This window comes from Serratia sp. CY31944, from assembly GCF_052169175.1.
Taxonomy (GTDB): domain Bacteria; phylum Pseudomonadota; class Gammaproteobacteria; order Enterobacterales; family Enterobacteriaceae; genus Serratia; species Serratia sarumanii.
Window position 1 is genome coordinate 1 of the sequence record NZ_JBJNLG010000021.1, and the last position, 21,487, is coordinate 21,487.

The following is a 21,487-nucleotide window of genomic DNA, read 5'->3' on the forward strand; positions in this document are numbered from 1 at the left end:
GTAAAAAAATACAGCATCATCACTGACAGCGTTAAGAACATGGAGGCTGCCAGAGTTTGCAATACATATGATTTTTTATTTAACAGATACAAAACACTCCTTAACAAGATTGAAGATAAGCATGAGGCATTACTCAAAACAGACTTCAAACTCTTACTTATTGAAGCATTACTAAGTATCTTTTTCTTCGGCTCATCGTTTTTACTTTCTCTTTATTTTGTTATAAGCAAGGGGATTACCTTAGGTCACTTTGTCATGATAGCCTCTTACATCATGTTATTGGCGACTCCCTTAGAGAACATCGGTTCCATGTATACGGCGATGCAAAAGTCCACAGCATCCTTATATACATTTATTACATCAATCAAGCCGCCGACAACTCAAAACTCACACACCACCGATTTACAAGACACGGCAGCTTCGATCACGCTAAGAGATGTGCAATATTCATATGATAAAAACGGGACATATGCCATTAAAAATATGAACATTGAATTCTCGCACGCTGGCTTTTTCACTTTAACGGGACCTAGCGGAGCAGGAAAAAGCACGTTAGCAAAATTGATTTCAGGTGAACTGGAACCTGATGCGGGAAGGATATATTTAAACAGCAGTGAAATAAATGCACTCTCAATTAAGCAGCGGGCTGAAATAATTTTCCACGTCGCTCAAAATGACTATATATTTATGGATACACTCCGATTTAACCTGCAAATTGCGTGCCCAGATGCCTCTGATGAAAAACTCCTTATGGCTTTGAAGCACGCACAGCTCAATGACCTTCCACTTAATAACTCAACCTCGTTATTGGATCTCAGAATTGGCGACAATGGCATGACATTATCCGGAGGGCAGCGCCAGCGATTATCTTTGGCTCGACTGTTTTTACGTCAACCTAAAATCATCATTTTGGATGAAGTGACTTCATCTCTTGATATCATTAATGAAAGAGAGGTACTGGAAAACATCAAAGCCGCTTATCCATCTTCTATCGTGATTAATATCAGCCATCGACGTTCCACCTTCGATTACTCAGATGAAATCATCGTGCTGGATCAACAAGGCATTGCAGATAGGGGGGAGCTGTCCTCATTGGCTGATAGAAACATCTATATTCAATCCATTCTGCATAAAAATACATTGGACGCCGCTGTCTGAAAGAATCAATACCAAACGCCCCGACAGCATCAGTAGCGTAACCAGGCTCGTCATCCAATGTACCAATCATAAAGTTTTTATCCCTGGCGCGCCTGCGCGCGGTAATCCGCCAGTTCCCCCGCCGTCATGCCCGCCTGCTCCGCCGCCGCGCAAATCTGCCGCCAGGTATTGGCGTCTATCGGTATGCCCTGCTCCAGCCGCGCCGCGCGGTTGGCCTCTTCCCATTCTCCCGGCACCGCGATCGGCTGTTCGCCGTTCGGCGGCGAAGCCTTCACCCAACCGATAAACGCTTCGGCCTCGGCCTGCATTTGCGGGGCGTCGAAGGCAAGAGGATCGAGGATCAGGGTGGTCATGCAGTTGAAGATGGCGTCGCTGTCGGCTTTCAGCGTGGCGGCGTGGGTGGTGCGGCCGCCGGAGAGCGCGCCGCCGAGGATTTCGCACATCGCCGCCAGCGCATAGCCTTTGTGCAAGCCGAACGGCAGCAGCGAACCGAACGGCGCTTCGTGCATCACCTTCGGCTCGGTGGTGGGCTGCCCGTGTTCGTCGATCAGATAGCCCGGCGCCACCGACAGCCCTTTGTTATAGGCCACCCGGGTTTTGCCGAAGGCGATACCGCTGGTGGCGAAATCCAACAGCAGCGGCGTGCGGCCCGGCCGCGGGAAAATGGCGCAGAACGGGTTGGTGCCGAAGCGGCGATCGCTGCCGCCGAACGGCGCCACCATCGGATCGCCCACCACGTTGACGAAGTGAATCGAGATGAAACCGGCGCGGGCGCACTGCTCCGCCCAATGGCCGATGCGGCCGATATGGTGTGCGTTGTGCAGCGCCACCGCCGCCAGCCCCAGCTTGCCGGCGCGTTCGATGCCCAGCGCCATTGCTTCGCTGGCCACCACCTGACCGAAACCGCGCGCACCGTCGAGCGTCAGCACCGCGCCGGCGTCGCGCACCACTTCGGCGTGCTGATTGAGCTGCAATTGCCCCTGCGCCAACGACGCCATGTAGCTGGGGATCATGCCGACGCCGTGCGAGTCGTGCCCGGCCAGATTGGCCTGCACCAGATGATCGGCCACCAGCTCGGCTTCGCGCGCCGTACTGCCGGCCTGGCGCCAAATCGCCTGAACGAACTGCGCCAAATGCGGGCTGGCGATACGGTATTCGGTGCTCATCATGCGGTCCTTATGCGTGGGAAATGAGCTTCCACACTATGAGCAACGCCTTGTTGCGGCAAGCGATTATGCCGATCGCAAGCGTCCCGTTTACCGCGCCCGCTCGGCGGCCAGCGCCGCGATGCGCATGATCACCGCCACCGCTTGCTCCATGCCTTCCAGCGTCACGAACTCGTGCTTGCCGTGGTAGTTGTAGCCGCCGGTGAACAGGTTCGGGCACGGCAGGCCGCGGAACGACAGCTGCGCGCCGTCGGTGCCGCCGCGGATCGGCTTCATCACCGGTTCGATGTCGCAGTCGCGCATCGCCTGCTGCGCCAGCGCAATCACGTGCGGGTGCTCCGCCACCTGTTCGCGCATGTTGTAATAGCTGTCTTCGATGCTCACTTCGATATAGCAATCGCGCGGCAGGCCTTTGCCGACCTCGCGGGCGATGTCCACCATCTTGCGCTTGCGCGCCTCGAACCCTTCGCGCTCGAAGTCGCGCAGGATATAGTGCATTTCGGCGCGCTCTACGCTGCCCTTGATGCTGCTGAGGTGATAAAAGCCCTGGTAGCCTTCGGTGGTCTCCGGCGCTTCGTCCGCCGGCAGCGCCTGATGAATGCGGGTGGCCAGCGACAGCGCGTTGACCATCACGCCCTTGGCGCTGCCGGGGTGCACGCTGTTGCCGAGGATTTTGATCGTCACCGAGGCGGCGTTGAAGTTCTCGCACTCCAGCTCGCCGACGCCGCCGCCGTCCACGGTATAAGCCCATTCGGCATTGAAGGCCGCCACGTCGAACAGCTGCGCCCCCTTGCCTACCTCCTCGTCCGGGGTGAAGGCTACGCGGATGTCGCCGTGCGGGATTTTGCGCGCGCGCAGGCGCACCATGGCGGTGAGGATCTCGGCGATGCCGGCCTTGTCGTCGGCGCCCAGCAGCGTTTTGCCGTCGGTGGTGATCAGGGTCTGCCCCAGCATCTGGTGCAGGATCGGGAACATCACCGGCGACAGCACTTCATCGCCGATGCCGAGCGCGATGTCGCCGCCGCGATAGTTCTCGACGATCTGCGGATTGACGTGTTTGCCGCTGAAATCCGGCGAGGTATCCAAATGGGCGATAAAACCGACCGCCGGCACCGGCCAGGCGACGTTGCCCGGCCAGGTGCCCATCACGCAGCCGTGTTCGCTGAGCGACACCCGCTCGAAGCCGAGCGCGATCATTTCCTGCTGCAACGCGCGCGCCAGCTTCAACTGCCCGTCGGTGCTCGGCACATGCTTTACGTTCGCTTTGGACTGGGTGTCGAAAGAGACGTAGTTGAAAAAGCGGTCAAGTAATTTGTCCATGGTAGCGGCCCCTCAGAATATCGCGTTTCATTATGCGGAACCGATCAGGATCAAATATTGCGTCAGGTCATTTTTAACCAGAATTCGCCAATATCATTAATCTTTGTGATGATTTCTGAGGGAAATAACACTGTCATCACAGGGTCATTTGTCGCTATCATGATGAAAAACGCGGCATCTGGGCCGGATCGGCTTTCAATTCCGGCATTCAGCGTCTATCATGCGCGCTCGAAAAATTTCCATTGGCGCAACTGGTTTGAGCTTCATTTGATCAGCGGGCATCCCGCAAGCTCCGGCAGTCTTTTCCAGTTGCGGTTCTATCTGCATTAGCCCACGGGATAGAGTAATACGATAAATGACTGAGACATCCTCTCGAGCACCCCTTGTTGAACTGCATGCCCTGAGCAAAGCGTTCGATGGCAAAACCATCATTGCCGATCTCGAACTGACGATTAACCACGGCGAATTCCTCACCATTCTCGGCCCCTCCGGCTGTGGCAAAACCACGGTGCTGCGCCTGATCGCCGGTCTGGAAGACGCCGATTTGGGCCGCATCGTGCTCGACGGCCAGGACATCACCGCCATTCCGGCCGAGCATCGCCACGTCAACACCGTGTTTCAGAGCTATGCGCTGTTTCCGCACATGTCGGTGTTCGACAACGTCGCCTTCGGCCTGCGCATGCAAAAGGTGCCGGCGGCGGAACTGACGCCGCGCGTCGAAGAGGCGCTGCGCATGGTGCAGCTGGATGCCTTCGCCCAGCGGCGGCCGGGCCAGCTCTCCGGCGGCCAACAGCAGCGCGTGGCCATCGCCCGCGCGGTGGTCAACAAGCCGAAGGTGCTGCTGCTGGACGAATCGCTGTCGGCACTGGACTATAAGCTGCGCAAACAGATGCAGAACGAGCTGAAGGCGCTGCAGCGCAAGCTGGGCATCACCTTCGTGTTCGTCACCCACGATCAGGAAGAAGCGCTGACCATGTCGGATCGCATCGTGGTGATGCGCGAAGGCCGCATCGAGCAGGACGGCACGCCGCGCGAGATCTACGAAGAGCCGAAGAACCTATTCGTCGCCAGCTTTATCGGCGAGATCAACATTTTCGACGCGGTGGTCTTGCAGCGCCTCGATCCGCAGCGGGTGCGCGCCAACGTCGAGGGCCGCGAGTGCGACATCTACGCCGATCTGCCGGTCGAGCCGGGCCAAAAGCTGAAGGTGCTGCTGCGCCCGGAAGACCTGCGGGTGGAAGAAGTGAACGACAGCGCGCAGCACGACGGGCTGATCGGCTACGTGCGCGAGCGCAACTACAAAGGCATGACGCTGGAATCGGTGGTCGAGCTGGAGAGCGGTAAAACGGTGATGGTCAGCGAGTTCTTCAACGAAGACGATCCGGACGTCGATCACTCGCTCAATCAGAAGATGGCGGTGACCTGGGTTGAAAGCTGGGAGGTGGTGCTGGCCGATGAAGAAATCGCGTAAAGTCTTCCAGAATGTGGTGATCGTCGGCGTCGTCGCCTGGCTGCTGCTGTTCGTGTTCATGCCGAACCTGATGATCATCGCCACCAGCTTCCTGACCCGCGACGACGCCAATCTGGTGCAGATGGTGTTCACGCTGGACAACTACCGGCGCTTGTTCGATCCGTTGTATGCCCAGGTGCTGCTGCACTCGCTGAACATGGCGCTGATCGCCACCCTGTGCTGCCTGGCGATCGGCTACCCGTTCGCCTTTATCCTGGCGCGGTTGCCGCAGAAGGTGCGGCCGCTGCTGCTGTTTCTGCTGATCGTGCCCTTCTGGACCAATTCGCTGATCCGCATCTACGGCCTGAAGCTGTTTCTCAGCACCCGCGGCTATCTCAACGACGCGCTGCTGTGGATCGGCGTCATCGACAAGCCGCTGCGCATCATGTACACCTCGGAAGCGGTGATCCTCGGCCTGGTGTATATCCTGCTGCCGTTTATGGTGATGCCGCTCTACTCCAGCATCGAAAAGCTCGATAAGTCCTGCCTGGAGGCGGCGCGCGATCTCGGCGCCGGCAAGCTGCAGACCTTTATCCGCATCATCGTACCGCTGACCATGCCGGGCATTATCGCCGGCTGCCTGCTGGTGGTGCTGCCGGCGATGGGGCTGTTCTTCGTCGCCGATCTGATGGGCGGCGCCAAGAATCTGCTGATCGGCAACGTGATTAAAAGCCAGTTCCTCAATATCCGCGACTGGCCGTTCGGCGCGGCCACCAGCATCTGCCTGACGCTGGTGATGGGGCTGTTGCTGCTGGTCTATTACCGGGCCGCCCGCCTGCTGAACAAGAAGGAGGATCTGGCATGATCGGACGTCTGCTGCGCGGCGGCTTTATGGCGCTGGTATACGCTTATCTGTATATCCCGATCGTCATCCTGATCGTCAACTCCTTCAACGCCTCGCGCTTCGGCATCAGTTGGCAAGGAGCCACCACCCAGTGGTACAGCACGCTGCTCAACAACGACAGCCTGCTGCAGGCCGCCGGCCATTCGCTGACCATGGCGGTGCTCTCCGCTACCTTCGCTACGCTGATCGGCTCGCTGACCGCGGTGGCGCTGTACCGCTACCGCTTCCGCGGCAAGCCGTTCGTCGGCGGCATGCTGTTCGTGGTGATGATGTCACCGGACATCGTGATGGCCATCTCGTTGCTGGTGCTGTTCATGCTGCTGGGCATTTCGCTCGGCTTCTGGTCGCTGCTGTTCTCGCACATCACCTTCTGCCTGCCGTTCGTGGTGGTGACCGTCTACGCGCGCCTGAAAGGCTTCGACGTGAAGATGCTGGAGGCCGCGCGCGATCTCGGCGCAAGCGAGTTCACCATTCTGCGCAAGATCATCCTGCCGCTGGCGATGCCGGCGGTGGCGGCCGGCTGGCTGCTGAGCTTCACCCTGTCGATGGACGACGTGGTCGTCTCCTCCTTCGTTACCGGCCCGAGCTACGAGATCTTGCCGCTGAAGATCTATTCGATGGTGAAAGTCGGCGTCTCGCCGGAGGTCAACGCGCTGGCCACCATTTTGCTGCTGCTGTCGCTGGTGCTGGTGATCGCCAGCCAGTGGGTGATGCGCGATCGCGCGCCCAAGGCCGAATAATCCTCCCCGCCGGGCGCTGCGGCGCCCGGTTGTGATCCCCTTCACAACCGGCACCGGTTGTCACTCCCTGACCATCGGTGCCTATTTCCGCCCCGCCGATTGCAGCGGCGAAAACTTCCCCCTATAACTGAACCCAGGCAAGGTGCCTTATTTTTTTCTCGCTTCCAGGGAGTTTATTCAGCAACGTCGTCATCCATTAAAATATAAAAGGAACTGCCATGAAAGGTATTATCGATAATATCTTAAGCAAGCTGCAGCTTTTCTCCAAAGCCATGATGGGGCCGATATTTTTCCTGCCAGTGATCGGTCTGATTCTGGCGCTCAGTTCTATTCTCACCAATGCCACACTTATCAATGAACATTCCGCCGTGTTCTCTATCGGTAAAATGATCGGCGATACCTTCTGGCCGTTATTCGGCAATCTCGGGCTGATTTTCTGCATCGGCATCACCTACGGCCTGGCCAAAGACAAAAAAAGCGAAGCGGCGCTGGTTGCGGTGATGTGCTTTATCATGTTCCTCGGCGCCAATTCGTCTTATCTGCAGCTCAGCGGCCACGTCGCGGCCAAGATCAACGGCGAATATTACGGCACCGGGCAGACGGAACTGCTGGGCTTTACCGTGGTGGATATGGGCATTTTTCTCGGTCTTATCCTCGGCGTCACCATCGCCTGGGTGCACAACCGCCTGTGCAACGTCGAGCTCAACGGCGTGTTCTCGGTCTACGGCGGCGCCAAACTGGTGCTGATCGCCATGACGCCGATCATCATGCTGTACGCCGTCGCCTTCAGCTACCTGTGGCCGGCCATCTCACAGGGCCTGATCGCGCTGACCGGCTTTATGAAAAGCTCCGGCTCGCTCGGGGTTTTCGTCTACGGCTTCTTCGAAAAATTCCTCATCCCCACCGGGCTGCACCACTTTATCTGGTCGCCGTTCCAGCTCACCAGCATCGGCGGTTCGATCGTGCAGGACGGCCAGACCGTCTCCGGCTCGCAGGCAATTTTCCTGGCCTATATGCGCGACCCGAGCATCTCGCCGCTGATGAACGAGGCGCTGCGCTTCTCGCAGCAAGGGATGGTGACCATCTTCGGCCTGTCGGGCGCGGCATTGGCTTTCTATCACACCGCCAAACCGGAAAAGAAAATGCTGGCCAAGGCGATTCTGATCCCGGCCATCACCACCTCGATCCTGGTCGGCATCACCGAGCCGATAGAGTTCACCTTCCTGTTTATCTCTCCGCTGCTGTGGGTGATCCACGCCGTGTTGACCGCGCTGTCGCAGGTGGCCTGCAACCTGTTCCAGGTGCGCCCCTGGGGCGCCAGCGGGCTGGTCGAGTTCCTGGCCTACAACCTGCCGCTGCCGGTCTCCCTCACCCGCTGGCCGCTGTATGTGGTCATCGGCCTGGTGCAGTTTGCGGTGTATTACCTGGTGTTCAAAACGCTGGTGCTGAAGCTCAATCTGAAGACGCCGGGCCGCGAAGATGATCAGGACGTCAAACTCTATTCCAAACAGGATTACCGGAACCGCAAAAATAACCCGGACGAGCTGAGCGGCATCATTATTCGCGCGCTGGGCGGCAAGGAAAACATTATTTCCGTCGACAACTGCTTCACCCGGCTGCGGGTGGAATTAAAGGATATGGCGCGGGTGGATGAAGCCGCGTTGAAAAGCACCGGCGCCAAAGGCGTGGTGAAGAATCGCCGTGAAGTGCAGGTGATTTACGGCGTCACGGTCGGCAAGGTCAAAAATCAGGTAGAGAAATATTTAGCGGCACTCTAACGCTTTATTAATGGGAGATATCGAATGAAATTAACCGTTCTCGGCGGCGGCGGCGTGCGTTCCCCGTTCCTCGCAAAATCCATCGCCTATAACGCCCATCGCATCGGCATTACCGAAGTGGTGTTTATGGATACCGATGAGCGCCATCTGGCGATCTACGGCGCCCTCGCGCAGGGCGTATTCCAGCGCATTCGCGGCGACATTGCTTTCAGCCTCAGCAGCGATGCGCGCCAGGCGCTGCAAGGCGCCGACTACATCATCACTACCCTGCGCATCGGCGGCGAGGAAGGCCGCATCCATGACGAGCGCATCGCGCTCAATCACCAGTTGCTTGGGCAAGAAACCACCGGCGCCGGCGGCTTCGCCATGGCGATGCGTTCGATTCCGGCGATCCTCGACTATTGCCGCCTGATCGAGCAGCTTTCCTCGCCGGACGCGGTGTTGTTCAACTTCACCAATCCTTCCGGCATGGTGACCGAGGCGATCATCAAATCCGGCTTCCAGCGCCGGGTCTACGGCATCTGCGACGCCCCCAGCGAGTTCATCCGCGAACTGGCCGAGCTGCTGGACTGCCGCGAAGACCAGCTGAGCGTCGACTGCTTCGGCCTCAATCACCTTTCCTGGTTCCGCAATGCGCGCGTCAACGGCGAGCCGGTCACGGAACGGCTGCTGGCGGATCCGCGCCTGTATCGCGAAACCTGCATGAAATACTTCTCGCCGGAGCTGGTGGCGCTGTCGGACAACCTGATGCTCAACGAGTATCTCTACTATTACTACTACCGTGAGCAGGCGATCGCCGCCATCGTCGAGGGCGGCGAGACCCGCGGCGAACAAATCGCGGCGATCAACCGCCAAATGCTGTCGGCGTTGGGCGAGCTGGACATCCCCCGTCAGTTGGAGCATGCTTTCTCTGTCTATTTCAGCCATTACCTGCAGCGCGAAAATTCCTATATGCAGCGCGAGTCCAGCCAGGGCAAGGTGAAAACGCGTGAGATGCTGACGCTGCAACAGTTTATCGAACAGCCGGACAGCGGCGGCTATGCCGGGGTGGCGATCGATATTCTGGAGGCGGTCAACAGCGGCCGGCAAAAACGCGTGGTGGTATCGATGCAAAACCGCGACACGCTCGATTTTCTGCACCCGGAAGACGTGATCGAAATCAGCTGCGAATTGAGCAGCGCCGGCATTCAGCCGGTCAAAATGCGCGATATTCCCGACACCCAGAAGAACCTGATTTCGCAGGTGAAAGAGTACGAACGGCTGGCGGTGGCGGCGATCCTGACCGGTAACCGCCAGTTGGCCATCAAGGCGCTGATGGTGCACCCGCTGGTCAACTCCTACTCGCTGGCGAAAACGCTGGTGGAGGAGTACCTGCAGGCTCACCGTCAGTATGCCGGGCACTGGCGCTAAACGGCGCGGCGCGGCCGTCAGCGGCCGCGTCGTTCAAACCAGGCGGTGATCACATTCTCGAATCCCAACAGACAGTGGCCGAAAAACGGATTGGGATAGTAGATATCGTGATCGTATTTTTGCCGGTCCTCAAACAGAAAGGTCATGTCGGCCTGCTGCGCCAGCGGGCTGTCGCCGTCGCCGCAGAAGGCCGCCAACAGGATGCGGTTACGCTTCACCGCCTCGCTCCAGCTCAGCGCCGAGCCGCTGTTGCCCGACTTTGAAATCACGATCACCATATCGAAGCGAAAGCGCGTCTCACGGTCAAGAATGTCGAAATCCGGCCACAGCGACAGGTAACTGTCTACGCCCAGCGTCATAAACTTGTTGTACATATACTGCGCCACCAATTGCGAAAAACCGCTGCCGTGGATCAGGATTTTGCCGCTGTCGAGCAGATCGAGAAACTGCGCCGGCGGTGCCGCTGGCGTAGCGCGCTCCGCCTGATAGGCCGGCGCCATCGTCAGGTTGAATTTGATGAAATAGACCAGTTCGAGATAGCCGCGAAAGCCCAGCTTTTTAGCCAGCCGCACCAGCGTCGAGGGGGAACTGTAGCAGCGTGCGGACACCGCGCGGATGCCGTCGTCGATGCAGGCGTCCGGATTATCGAGAATGCAGTGCAAAATCGTCAGATCCGTCTTGCTGAGCTCCGCCTGGCTGAAGACCTGTTTGAAATTCATCGCCGCCCTCGTTTATTCGCCAAAATTATTGTTTCGCACGCGCTTCACCGCCTGTCCAGCGCGAGACAATCAAATTGTGATGCGCTTTAAGCCGCCAAACCCCTTGATTTGCCTGCGGGATAACCGCCTTTACCCACCCCGCCCCTCCCCCTATAATGGCCCCTTTCTGGGGTATGGCGCGGCCGAAAACGGCGGCTCATACGGGTTCGGCTCACTACTGCTGAAGGATACGCTGCATGAAAAAGTGGTCACATCTGCTCGCAGCCGGGATGATGGCGCTGAGTATCTGCTCTGCAAACGCCTCTGACGGCAAAACACTGTACTTCTATAACTGGACTGAATACGTCCCGCCGGGGCTACTGGAGCAGTTCACCAAGGAAACCGGCATCAAGGTGATTTATTCCACCTATGAATCCAACGAAAGCATGTACGCCAAGCTGAAGACCTATAAAGACGGCGCGTACGATCTGGTGGTGCCTTCCACGTACTTCATCGCCAAGATGAGCAAGGAAGGCATGCTGCAAAAAATCGACAAGAGCAAGCTCAGCCACTTCAAGGATCTCGATCCTACCCTGCTGAACAAGCCGTTCGATCCCAACAACGACTACTCCATCCCCTACATCTGGGGCGCTACCGCCATCGGCGTCAACAGCGACGAGCAGGATCCCTCTACCGTTACCGCCTGGGCCGATCTGTGGCAGCCGCAGTACAAGGGCCGCCTGCTGCTGACCGACGACGCGCGCGAAGTGTTCCAGATGGCGCTGCTCAAGCTGGGCTATTCCGGCAACACCACCGACCCGAAAGAGATCGAAGCCGCCTATCACGAACTGCAGAAATTGATGCCGAACGTGCTGGCCTTCAACTCCGACAACCCGGGCAACCCGTTTATGGAAGGGGAAGTCAACGTCGGTATGGTGTGGAACGGTTCGGCCTTCGTGGCGCGCCAGGCCGGCACGCCGCTGGAGATCGTCTGGCCGAAGGAAGGCGGGATCTTCTGGATGGACAGCCTGGCCATTCCGGCCAACGCGCGCAACGTCGAGGGGGCGCTGAAGCTGATAGACTTCCTGCTGCGGCCGGAAATCGCGGTGCAGGTGGCGGAAACCATCGGTTACCCGACGCCGAACCTGGCGGCGAAGAAACTGCTGTCGCCGGAGATCGCCAACGACAAGTCACTCTACCCGGACAAGGCGGTGATTGAGCACGGCGAGTGGCAAAACGACGTCGGCGACGCCAGCACGCTGTATGAAAGCTACTTCCAAAAGCTGAAAGCCGGGCGCTAATACGCCCCGCCATCCCATCAGGGCGCGCAGTGCGCCCTGATGCCTTTCTCAGGGCCTGTCGGCCCGCGCCACCTTGCCCACCAGGAACTTGTGCACAAAGCGCGGCACCACTTCGCTGGCCAGGCCATAGTGCTTCTCGTCGAACTGGCTCTCCACCTGGCTTGGCTCCAGGTTCAGCTCCATCGCGTAGGCGCCGCCCAGCCGCGCCTCATGCACGAAGCCGGCCGCCGGGTAGACATGGCCGGAGGTGCCGATGGCGACGAAGAAATCGGCCTTGCTCAGCGCCTGGTAAATGTCGTCCATGCCCAGCGGCATCTCGCCGAACCATACCACGTGCGGCCGCAGCGGCGCCGGGAACTGGCAGCAGTGGCAACGGTCGTCAACGCTGAGATCGCCGGGCCATTCGAACACCTGCCCCGACTGGGTGCAGCGCACCTTCAGCAGTTCGCCGTGCATGTGCAGCACCCGCTTGCTGCCGGCGCGCTCATGCAGGTTATCGATATTTTGCGTGACCAGCAGGAAGTTTTCCCCCAGCCACTCTTCCAGATCAGCCAGCGCGCGGTGCGCGGCGTTCGGGGCGATCTCCTCCGTCTGCAGCTGGCGGCGGCGTTCGTTGTAAAACGCCTGCACCAGCGCCGGATCGCGCTGAAAACCTTCCGGCGTGGCGACGTCCTCCACCCGGTGCTCTTCCCATAGCCCATCCGCGGCGCGGAAGGTGCGAATGCCCGACTCGGCCGAAATGCCGGCCCCGGTCAACACCACCACAAACGGCTTTTTCAGCTCGGCCGCCGCCATGGTGTCACGGTGAAAAATGCGTGAACGAAAGCGCTGATGCAGCACATGCTTACTCTTGCGAAACTGACACAGCCGATGGCGAGTGTGCATTAACTCTCTCCTTACTTTTCCCTGTTTACCAAATTGAGGAACGCTGCGCCGCGCACGCCGCCGGCGTCGCCATAGCGCGCCTTCTCGATGCGCGGCAGCCGGGCCACCCGCAGCAGGTGCGCCGGCAACCGCTGCGGCAACGCCTGGTAAATGGCGTCGAAGTTCGACAGCCCGCCGCCGATCACCACCAGGTGCGGATCCAGCACCGTCAGCAGGTTGCCCAGGCAGATCGCCAGCACGTCCATAAAGCGGTCGACGTGAGCCACCGCCTGCGCCTCACCCGCCTGATAATGCGCAATGATCTCGGTGGCGGGCAAGTGCCGGCCATAGAAATGGGCGTACATCCATTCGAAACCGCGGCCCGATATGTAATTTTCAATGCAACCCTGATGGCCGCACCCGCAGGCGACGCGAGGCACATCACGCCCCAAGACCTCGAGCGCGTCCACCGGCAGGCGCAAATGGCCGAACTCGCCGGCGATATAGTTGCGCCCAGGCACCGTCTTGCCGTCGACGATCAGCCCCCCGCCTACGCCGGTGCCGAGGATGATGCCCAGCACCGTCGGGTAGCGGCGAAACTCGTCGTCCCAGGCCTCCGACAGCGCAAAGCAGTTGGCGTCGTTGTCGACGCGCACCTCGCGCCCGATCAGCGCCGCCAGATCGCGCGGCAACGGCCGCCCCATCGCCGCCGGCACGTTGGCGGTAAACAGCGTGCCGTCATCGTCGTTGGGCAGGCCCGGAATGCCGATGCCGACGCTGCCGCGCCGGCCACAGAACGCATCCGCCTCGAGGGTCAGATCGCCCAGCGTGGCCAGCAGTTGCCGGTAGTCTTCACGCGGCGTCGGCACCCGTTTTTGCCAAATGCGCTGCAGGTTGTCGTCGAATACCCCCAGCTCAATCTTGGTGCCGCCCATATCGAAACCGTAGTACATAACCCATCCCCAGGCTAAAAAAACGGGGCGGCATCGCTGCCTCCCCGTAGGTTTTATTGTCCGCTGAGCACCCGCGCCGGATCGATGCGGCTGGCGCGCCTCGCCGGATACCAACTGGCCAACAGGCTCAGCACGATGGCGGTCGCCAGCACGATCAGCACATCCAGCCAGTGCAGCTCGGAAGGCAGAAAATCGATGAAGTAGATATCGCCCGACAGGAAGGAGTGGCCGACCAGTTTCTCGATGCCCCGGATAATGTTGGTCAGCTGCAGCGAGGCGATCACCCCGATCACCACGCCGCTCAGGCTGCCCAGCAGCCCGGCCAGCAGCCCGTACCAGATGAAGATGGCGCGGATAAAGCCGTCTTTGGCGCCCAGGGTGCGCAGCACCGCGATGTCGGCGCTTTTGTCTTTCACCGCCATCACCAGCGTGGAAACGATGTTGAAGCAGGCCACGCCGATCACCAGCACCATCGCCAGGTACATGATGGCGCGGATCATCTGGATATCGCGGTACATGTAGCCGTACTTGCCGATCCAGCTCTTGATGTAAATGTAGGCGTTGGTCACTTCGCCGGCGTCGCGCACCAGTTTGTTGGCGGCAAACACGTCGTTCATCTTGAGGGCGATACCCGTGACGCTGTCACCCATGTCGAGATACTGCTGCGCATCGGCCAGCGGCACCAGCGCCAGGCTGTGATCGAGCTGGCCGCTGAGCTGCAAAATGCCGGTCACGTGCAGACGGATGCGCTTCGGCTGCAGCAGCTTCATGTCCGGGTCGCTGTTGGGGATCATCACCGTCACATAGGCGCCTTGCTTCACGCCCAGCGCGTCGGCCACGCCCTTGCCGAGGATCACCTGCTGTTCGCCGGCCTTGAAGTTGGCCCAGGCATCACCCTGCACATACTGCGGCAGCGCGCTCAGCCGGCTCTCCTGCTGCGGATCCACGCCTTTGACTTCCACCGCGCGCAGCTGCGCGCCGTTCTCCATCAGGCCGGTAAAGTTGATGTACGGCGCGGCGGCCACAATGCCCGGCACCTTCTCCACCCGCTGCAGAATCGACGGCCAGCCGCTGAACGGCTGATTGACCGGCTCGAGCTCGCCGTGCGGCACCACCGCCAGAATGCGGTTTTTCAGCTCGCGCTCAAAGCCGTTCATCGCGCTCAGGCCGACGATCAACACCGCCACCCCCAGCGCGATGCCGATGGTGGAGATGACCGAAATCAGCGACACCATGCCGCCGCGTTTACGGCCGCGGCTGAAACGCAGGGCCGTCAGGAAGGACAGTGAGGCTCCCGCCATTACTCGGCCCCCATCAGGGTCAGCTGCGCCTGCAGGTGGCCGTCGGCCATTTCCAGCTGGCGGCTCAGGCGCTTGGCCAGTTGCAGATCGTGCGTCACCACCAGAAAAGCGGTGCCCTGACGCACGTTCAGCTCGCCCAGCAGATCGAAGATGCTGTCCGCGGTGCGTTTGTCCAGGTTGCCGGTCGGTTCGTCCGCCAGCACCAGCGCCGGATTATTGACCAGCGCGCGCGCGATCGCCACGCGCTGACGCTCGCCGCCGGAAAGCTCGGACGGGCGGTGCTTGCTGCGTTTTTCCAGCCCGACCGCCGCCAGCATCTCCCGCGCCTTCTCCTGCGCCTGCGCCGGCTTGGCGCCGCCGATCAGCAGCGGCATGGCGGCGTTTTCCAGCGCGGTGAAGTCCGGCAGCAGATGGTGAAACTGATAGATGAAGCCGAGCTGGCGGTTGCGCAGCTCGGCCTTGGCCGCCGAAGACATGGCGTTCAGCGATGCGCCCTTGAAGATCACCTCGCCGGAGGTCGGCGAGTCCAGTCCACCCAGCAGGTGCAACAGGGTACTCTTGCCGGAACCCGAGCTGCCGACGATCGCCATCATCTCGCCCTGCTGCATGGCAAAGCTGACGTTGCGCAGCACGTCGGTGTGCAGATTGCCTTCCTGATAGGTCTTGCACAGGTTGTCACACTGCAGCAAAAGATGGTTACTCATAACGTAAAGCCTCAGCGGGTTGTACGGCGGCAGCGCGCCATGAAGGATAAAGCGTGGACAACAGGGAAACCGCCATCGCCACCACGGCGATGATCGTCACCTGCAGCGGATCGACCGCCACCGGCAGCGAAGCGCCGTCGATCAGGGCGCCGAGGATCGGCATCAGGTTATTCAGGTTGGTGGCCAGCAGCACGCCGAGCAGCGTGCCGAGCAGCGAGCCGATGATGCCGGCGCTGGCGCCCTGCACCATAAACACCGACATGATCTGGCGGCGGGTCAGCCCCTGGGTCTGCAGAATGGCGACCTCGCCCTGCTTCTCCATCACCAGCAGGCCGAGCGAGGTAATGATGTTAAACGCCGCCACCGCCACGATCAGGCTGAGCAACAGCCCCATCATGTTCTTCTCCATGCGCACCGCCTGGAACAGCTCGCCCTTGCGATCGCGCCAGTCTTTCCAGATCGTGCCCGCCGGCAACGGCTGTTGGCTGAGGGTATCGACCGCCAGCGGCTGTTGCAGGAACAGGCGCCAGCCGGTGATGTTGCCGGCCGGGTAGCGCATCAGGCGCGAAGCGTCCTGTTGGTTGACCAGCAGCTGATAGCCGTCCACCTCGCTGTTGGCATGGAAGGTGCCGATGAGGGTGAACAGGCGCTGGCTGGGAATGCGGCCCATCGGCGTGAACTGGCTGGCGCTCGGCACCATCACGCGCAGCGAATCGCCGCGTTTGACGCCGAGTTGCCCCGCCAGCTGTTCGCCGATGATGATGTTGTATTGGCCCGGCTGCAGCTGCTGCTGCTTGACGTTGACCAGATACGGGGTCAGCGGATCGGCCTCGTCGGGATTGACGCCGAGCATCACCCCGACCGCCACGCTGCGGGCGCTTTGCAGCACCACGTCACCGGTGGTCAGCGGCGCAACGCGCGTGACGCCCTGCAGCTTCTGCACCTCGGAGGCCGGCAGCTGCTGCGGGTTGACCGATCCTTGCGGGCTGGTGATCAACGCCTGCGGCATCAGGCCGAGGATGTTGTTCTCCAGATCCTTTTCGAATCCGTTCATCACCGACAGCACGGTGACCAACGCCATCACCCCCAGCGTAATGCCGATGGTGGAAAGCCAGGAAACAAACCGCCCGAAGCGGTCTGAGGCTCGCCCGCGCATGTAGCGCAGGCCAATGAATAACGCGACAGGTTGATACATGAAATCCGTTTGATAGCCGTGGCTTAAGCAAAGTGATCATGGATGATAAAGGCTCTCCCTCGTTTAGGGAACACCCGACGGCCTTTTATTGCGTGGCGCAGAGGAGAACGGCGGCGGCAGATGAGCGCAATATTGCCCCGTTGCCGCAAAAAGCCGACGGCGTCAACCGGTTAAATAATCGGCAAAAAAGCGATGAGCAGCGCTTTTTGCTGTGTCAGTTTGCCGGCCGCTGGGCTACTATAAACAGCATAAAGGCGCTGGGTTATCCGTGCCGGAACGCCCTCTAACACATTGATTAAAGATACCTGAATGAGCACTTCCGATAGCCGTAACCGTTCCTCATCCCCTCGTTATTCTCTGCCCGATCGCGCAGGCGATCTGCGCCAGCTGGGGCAACTGACCGGCGCGGCCTGCGCCGTGGAGTGCGCCGAGATCGTCGAACGTCACCCTGGCCCGGTGATGCTGATCGCGCCGGACATGCAAAACGCCCTGCGGCTGCGCGACGAGATCCAGCAGTTCACCGACCAGATGGTGACCACGCTGTCCGACTGGGAAACCCTGCCGTATGACAGCTTCTCGCCGCATCAGGAAATCATCTCGGATCGTTTGTCGAGCCTGTATCATCTGCCGACCATGGCGCGCGGCGTGATCATTTTGCCGGTCAATACCCTGATGCAGCGCGTCTGCCCGCACGAGTTCCTGCACGGCCACGCGCTGGTGATGAAGAAAGGCCAGCGCCTGTCGCGCGACAAGCTGCGCGCGCAGCTGGAACAGGCCGGCTATCGCAGCGTCGATCAGGTGATGGAACACGGCGAATTCGCCACCCGCGGCGCGCTGCTCGATCTTTACCCGATGGGCAGCGATGAGCCTTACCGCATCGACTTTTTCGATGACGAAATCGACAGCCTGCGCATCTTCGACGTCGATACCCAGCGCACGCTGAGCGAAGTCGAGGCCATCAATCTGTTGCCGGCCCACGAGTTCCCCACCGACAAGAACGCCATCGAGCTGTTCCGCAGCCAGTGGCGCGAGCAGTTTGAGGTGCGCCGCGACGCCGAACACATCTATCAGCAGGTCAGCAAAAGCGCCTGGCCGGCCGGCATCGAATACTGGCAGCCGCTGTTCTTCAGCCAGCCGCTGCCGTCGCTGTTCAGCTACCTGCCGGCCAACACGCTGATCGTCAATACCGGCGATCTGGAGGGCGCCGCCGAGCGCTTCTGGCAAGACGTCAACCAGCGTTACGAAAGCCGCCGCGTCGATCCGATGCGCCCGCTGCTGGCGCCGGATACGCTGTGGCTGCGCGTCGACGCGCTGTTCGGCGAGCTGAAGGCCTGGCCGCGCATCGCGCTGAAAACCGATGAGCTGCCGGCCAAGGCCGGCAATACCAATCTGGACTACCATGCCCTGCCCGATCTGGCGGTGCAGGCGCAGCATAAATCCCCGCTGGATAACCTGCGGCGCTTTATCGAAGGCTTCGACGGCAGCGTAATTTTCTCCGTCGAGAGCGAGGGGCGGCGTGAAACGCTGCAGGATCTGCTCGGCCGCATCAAGCTGGCGCCGGCGCTGATTCAGCGCCTCGATCAGGCGGAAACGGTGGGCCGTTACATGATGGTCGGCGCCGCCGAACACGGCTTCCTCGACGGCCTGCGCCGGCGGGCGCTGATCTGCGAAAGCGATCTGCTTGGCGAGCGCGTCAGCCGCCGCCGGCAGGACAACCGGCGCACCATCAACACCGATACCTTGATCCGCAACCTGGCGGAGCTGCATCCCGGCCAGCCGGTGGTGCACCTGGAGCACGGCGTCGGCCGCTACGTCGGCCTGACCACGCTGGAGGCCGGCGGCATCAAGGCCGAATACCTGATCCTCTCCTACGCCGGTGAGGACAAGCTGTACGTGCCGGTTTCTTCGCTGCATCTGATCAGCCGCTACGCCGGCGGCGCGGACGAAAACGCGCCGCTGCACAAACTGGGCGGCGACGCCTGGACGCGCGCGCGGCAGAAAGCGGCCGAGCGGGTGCGCGACGTGGCGGCGGAGCTGCTGGATATCTACGCCCAGCGCGCCGCCAAGGCCGGTTTCGCCTTCAAACACAACCGCGAACAGTATCAGCTGTTCTGCCAGAGCTTCCCGTTCGAAACCACGCCGGATCAGGAACAGGCGATCAATGCCGTATTGAGCGACATGTGTCAGCCGCTGGCGATGGATCGCCTGGTGTGCGGCGACGTCGGCTTCGGCAAAACCGAAGTGGCGATGCGCGCCGCCTTCCTGGCGGTGGAAAACGGCAAGCAGGTGGCGGTGCTGGTGCCGACCACCCTGCTGGCGCAGCAACACTTCGACAACTTCCGCGATCGCTTCGCCACCTGGCCGATCCGCATCGAGATGATGTCGCGCTTCCGCAGCGCCAAAGAGCAGCAGCAGGTGCTGGACGACGCGGCAGAAGGCAAAGTGGACATCATCATCGGCACCCACAAGCTGTTGCAGAGCGATCTGCGCTGGAAAGACCTGGGGCTGCTGATCGTCGATGAAGAACACCGCTTCGGCGTGCGCCATAAAGAACGTATCAAGGCGATGCGCGCCAACGTCGATATCCTGACGCTGACCGCCACGCCGATCCCGCGCACCCTGAACATGGCGATGAGCGGCATACGCGATCTGTCGATCATCGCCACCCCGCCGGCGCGCCGGTTGGCGGTGAAGACCTTCGTGCGCGAATACGACAGCCTGGTGGTGCGCGAGGCGATCCTGCGCGAAGTGCTGCGCGGCGGCCAGGTTTACTACCTCTACAACGACGTCGAAAACATCGAGAAAGCGGCGCAGCGCCTGGCGGAGCTGGTGCCGGAAGCGCGCATCGCCATCGGCCACGGCCAGATGCGCGAGCGCGATCTGGAACGGGTGATGAACGATTTCCACCACCAGCGCTTCAACGTGCTGGTGTGCACCACCATCATCGAAACCGGCATCGATATTCCCAGCGCCAACACCATCATCATCGAGCGCGCCGATCGCTTCGGCCTGGCGCAGCTGCACCAGCTGCGCGGCCGCGTCGGGCGCTCGCACCACCAGGCTTACGCCTATCTGTTGACGCCAAACCCGAAAGCCATGGGCGCCGACGCCCATAAACGGCTAGAGGCCATCGCGTCGCTGGAAGATCTCGGCGCCGGTTTCGCGCTGGCGACCCACGATCTGGAGATCCGCGGCGCCGGCGAACTGCTGGGCGAAGACCAGAGCGGCCAGATGACCACCGTCGGCTTCTCGCTCTACATGGAGCTGCTGGAAAGCGCCGTCGATGCGTTGAAAAACGGCCGCGAACCGTCGCTGGAAGATCTCACCAGCAGCCAGACCGAGGTGGAACTGCGCATGCCGACGCTGCTGCCGGAAGATTTCATTCCCGACGTCAATACCCGCCTGTCGCTGTACAAGCGCATCGCCAGCGCGAAGAGCGACGGCGAGCTGGATGAGCTGAAAGTCGAGCTGATCGACCGCTTCGGTCAGTTGCCGGACGCGGCGCGCAACCTGTTGCAGTGCGCGGCGCTGCGCCTGCATGCGCAGAAGCTGGGCATCAAACGCATAGAGAGCAACGAGCGCGGCGGCTTTATCGAGTTCGGCGACAACAACCGCGTCGATCCCGGTTATCTGATCGGCCTGTTGCAAGGCAATCCGCAGGTTTACCGCCTGGACGGCCCGAGCAAGCTGAAGTTCACGCTCGATCTGGCCGATCGCCAAAAACGCCTGACGTTCACCGAAGAGCTGCTGGACGCCTTCCGCGAACACACGCTGGCGGCCTGAAGCCACGCGCCCCGCTCGCCGGGGCGCACGCTCCCATCCCCGGCAGCGGCCGGGCGGTTCTATCTTATCGCCAAGCCTTCTATCCCTCCCCAGGCGCTTCAGGCTACTCTGTGCCCTGTGTTATCGGGGGAGAACCGCATGAATATCGACGATGAACTGCAGGCGCTCAGCGAACAGGAAGCGACGCTGGCCTTTACCCATTTTGATGCCGCCACCGCCTGGGAACTGGGCGCGGCGCTGAAAACCGCCGCCGAGCGGCGCGGCCTGAGCATCGCCATCGAGATCCAACTGGCCGGGCAAACGCTGTTTTATTACGCCATGCCGGGCGCCACGCCGGACATTGCCGACTGGGTGCGGCGCAAGCGTAATCTGGTGAATCATTTTCACAAAAGCTCTTACGCCATCGGCCTGCGCCTGCAGCAGCGGCAAACGTCGCTGGAGGAACGCTACGGGCTGAACGTGCGCGACTATTCGGTGCACGGCGGCGCCTTCCCGCTCACTCTGACCGGCCTCGGCTGCGTCGGCAGCATCAGCATTTCCGGCGCGCCGCAGAAGGAAGATCACCAGCTGCTGGTAAGCACTTTAGCCCACTTTCTCGGCTTATCCCTGCCCGTACTCCACTAGCCGTTAAAACCTTGATTATTCCTTTCCTTTTCAGCCGCAGAATCTGCGGCTGACTTATCTGTTATTCGCATTTAGCGCCAAACAAAAGGGCGACTCTCCGATTTCCTGCGCCAAATTGACACAGGTCTGGTAATCCGC

General features: G+C 60.6%; 20 protein-coding genes. 12 read left to right on the forward strand and 8 right to left on the reverse strand.

All coding sequences use genetic code 11. The features are described 5' to 3' along the window. Nucleotides 1-1,158: ATP-binding cassette domain-containing protein (locus tag ACJ8IN_RS19690; RefSeq protein WP_442519517.1), on the forward strand; the 1,158-nt coding region annotated here is incomplete at its 5' end. 77 nt (nucleotides 1,159-1,235) lie between these two features. Here the strand turns inward: ACJ8IN_RS19690 and ACJ8IN_RS19695 are convergent. After that, complete coding sequence (locus ACJ8IN_RS19695; RefSeq protein WP_308325672.1) at nucleotides 1,236-2,324, reverse strand: malate/lactate/ureidoglycolate dehydrogenase; 1,089 nt, start codon at nucleotides 2,322-2,324, stop codon at nucleotides 1,236-1,238. Nucleotides 2,325-2,414: 90 nt separating this feature from the next. Further along, nucleotides 2,415-3,644: a peptidase T gene (gene pepT / locus ACJ8IN_RS19700; RefSeq protein ID WP_004941154.1), complete on the reverse strand. Its 1,230-nt coding sequence runs from the start codon at nucleotides 3,642-3,644 to the stop codon at nucleotides 2,415-2,417. A 57-nt stretch (nucleotides 3,645-3,701) separates the two neighbouring features. Here pepT and ACJ8IN_RS19705 point away from each other — a divergent pair, with 57 nt between their 5' ends. From ACJ8IN_RS19705 to ACJ8IN_RS19730, 6 genes are all read left to right on the forward strand, one after another. Next, on the forward strand, nucleotides 3,702-3,974 hold the full coding sequence (locus tag ACJ8IN_RS19705; protein ID WP_101456414.1) for a hypothetical protein: 273 nt from the start codon (nucleotides 3,702-3,704) through the stop codon (nucleotides 3,972-3,974). A 25-nt stretch (nucleotides 3,975-3,999) separates the two neighbouring features. Further along, complete coding sequence (gene potA, locus ACJ8IN_RS19710; RefSeq protein ID WP_033653862.1) at nucleotides 4,000-5,115, forward strand: spermidine/putrescine ABC transporter ATP-binding protein PotA; 1,116 nt, start codon at nucleotides 4,000-4,002, stop codon at nucleotides 5,113-5,115. Then, entirely contained in the window at nucleotides 5,099-5,959 is an 861-nt protein-coding gene (gene potB, locus ACJ8IN_RS19715; RefSeq protein WP_033646379.1) for a spermidine/putrescine ABC transporter permease PotB, read from the forward strand. Before potA ends, potB begins: the two co-directional genes overlap by 17 nt. Next, nucleotides 5,956-6,738, forward strand: a complete 783-nt coding sequence (gene potC / locus ACJ8IN_RS19720) for a spermidine/putrescine ABC transporter permease PotC (RefSeq protein WP_033638190.1) — start codon at nucleotides 5,956-5,958, stop codon at nucleotides 6,736-6,738. The genes potB and potC overlap by 4 nt, the downstream gene beginning before the upstream one ends. A gap of 218 nt (nucleotides 6,739-6,956) precedes the next feature. Next, nucleotides 6,957-8,516 (forward strand): PTS transporter subunit EIIC, encoded by a 1,560-nt coding sequence (locus tag ACJ8IN_RS19725; RefSeq protein WP_033638189.1) that lies wholly within the window; start codon nucleotides 6,957-6,959, stop codon nucleotides 8,514-8,516. Nucleotides 8,517-8,540: 24 nt separating this feature from the next. Then, nucleotides 8,541-9,926 carry a family 4 glycosyl hydrolase gene (locus ACJ8IN_RS19730; RefSeq protein ID WP_033646380.1) on the forward strand — a complete coding sequence of 462 codons (1,386 nt, stop codon included), beginning with the start codon at nucleotides 8,541-8,543 and terminating at the stop codon, nucleotides 9,924-9,926. 17 nt (nucleotides 9,927-9,943) lie between these two features. Here the strand turns inward: ACJ8IN_RS19730 and ACJ8IN_RS19735 are convergent, their stop codons facing one another. Then, nucleotides 9,944-10,645 carry a MurR/RpiR family transcriptional regulator gene (locus ACJ8IN_RS19735; RefSeq protein WP_033638186.1) on the reverse strand — a complete coding sequence of 234 codons (702 nt, stop codon included), beginning with the start codon at nucleotides 10,643-10,645 and terminating at the stop codon, nucleotides 9,944-9,946. Here ACJ8IN_RS19735 and ACJ8IN_RS19740 point away from each other — a divergent pair. Together ACJ8IN_RS19740 and potD are read left to right on the forward strand one after the other, a co-directional pair. Next, the gene (locus tag ACJ8IN_RS19740) at nucleotides 10,635-10,952 is read left to right on the forward strand and encodes a hypothetical protein (RefSeq protein WP_146042026.1); all 318 of its coding nucleotides are present in this window, start codon (nucleotides 10,635-10,637) and stop codon (nucleotides 10,950-10,952) included. The genes ACJ8IN_RS19735 and ACJ8IN_RS19740 overlap by 11 nt on opposite strands. Further along, the gene (gene potD / locus ACJ8IN_RS19745; RefSeq protein ID WP_033638184.1) at nucleotides 10,882-11,925 is read left to right on the forward strand and encodes a spermidine/putrescine ABC transporter substrate-binding protein PotD; all 1,044 of its coding nucleotides are present in this window, start codon (nucleotides 10,882-10,884) and stop codon (nucleotides 11,923-11,925) included. The genes ACJ8IN_RS19740 and potD overlap by 71 nt, the downstream gene beginning before the upstream one ends. 48 nt (nucleotides 11,926-11,973) lie before the next feature. Here the strand turns inward: potD and cobB are convergent, their stop codons facing one another. Genes cobB through lolC form a run of 5 tightly spaced genes read right to left on the reverse strand, consistent with a single transcriptional unit; the run spans nucleotide 11,974 to nucleotide 16,942 of the window. Next, nucleotides 11,974-12,810 carry a Sir2 family NAD+-dependent deacetylase gene (gene cobB / locus ACJ8IN_RS19750; RefSeq protein ID WP_033638183.1) on the reverse strand — a complete coding sequence of 279 codons (837 nt, stop codon included), beginning with the start codon at nucleotides 12,808-12,810 and terminating at the stop codon, nucleotides 11,974-11,976. Nucleotides 12,811-12,821: 11 nt separating this feature from the next. Next, on the reverse strand, nucleotides 12,822-13,742 hold the full coding sequence (gene nagK / locus ACJ8IN_RS19755) for an N-acetylglucosamine kinase (RefSeq protein WP_041034741.1): 921 nt from the start codon (nucleotides 13,740-13,742) through the stop codon (nucleotides 12,822-12,824). Between the two features lie 53 nt (nucleotides 13,743-13,795). Continuing rightward, entirely contained in the window at nucleotides 13,796-15,043 is a 1,248-nt protein-coding gene (gene lolE, locus ACJ8IN_RS19760) for a lipoprotein-releasing ABC transporter permease subunit LolE (protein WP_047567953.1), read from the reverse strand. Continuing rightward, on the reverse strand, nucleotides 15,043-15,747 hold the full coding sequence (lolD, locus tag ACJ8IN_RS19765) for a lipoprotein-releasing ABC transporter ATP-binding protein LolD (protein WP_033638178.1): 705 nt from the start codon (nucleotides 15,745-15,747) through the stop codon (nucleotides 15,043-15,045). The genes lolE and lolD overlap by 1 nt, the downstream gene beginning before the upstream one ends. Next, nucleotides 15,740-16,942, reverse strand: a complete 1,203-nt coding sequence (lolC, locus tag ACJ8IN_RS19770; RefSeq protein WP_047567957.1) for a lipoprotein-releasing ABC transporter permease subunit LolC — start codon at nucleotides 16,940-16,942, stop codon at nucleotides 15,740-15,742. The genes lolD and lolC overlap by 8 nt, the downstream gene beginning before the upstream one ends. A gap of 38 nt (nucleotides 16,943-16,980) precedes the next feature. Here lolC and ACJ8IN_RS19775 point away from each other — a divergent pair, with 38 nt between their 5' ends. From ACJ8IN_RS19775 to ACJ8IN_RS19785, 3 genes are all read left to right on the forward strand, one after another. Then, complete coding sequence (locus tag ACJ8IN_RS19775; RefSeq protein WP_047567959.1) at nucleotides 16,981-17,229, forward strand: hypothetical protein; 249 nt, start codon at nucleotides 16,981-16,983, stop codon at nucleotides 17,227-17,229. 22 nt (nucleotides 17,230-17,251) lie between these two features. Beyond that, entirely contained in the window at nucleotides 17,252-20,725 is a 3,474-nt protein-coding gene (gene mfd, locus ACJ8IN_RS19780) for a transcription-repair coupling factor (RefSeq protein ID WP_308325671.1), read from the forward strand. A gap of 138 nt (nucleotides 20,726-20,863) precedes the next feature. Then, on the forward strand, nucleotides 20,864-21,349 hold the full coding sequence (locus tag ACJ8IN_RS19785) for a heme-degrading domain-containing protein (RefSeq protein ID WP_060424983.1): 486 nt from the start codon (nucleotides 20,864-20,866) through the stop codon (nucleotides 21,347-21,349). Nucleotides 21,350-21,487 lie beyond the last annotated feature (138 nt).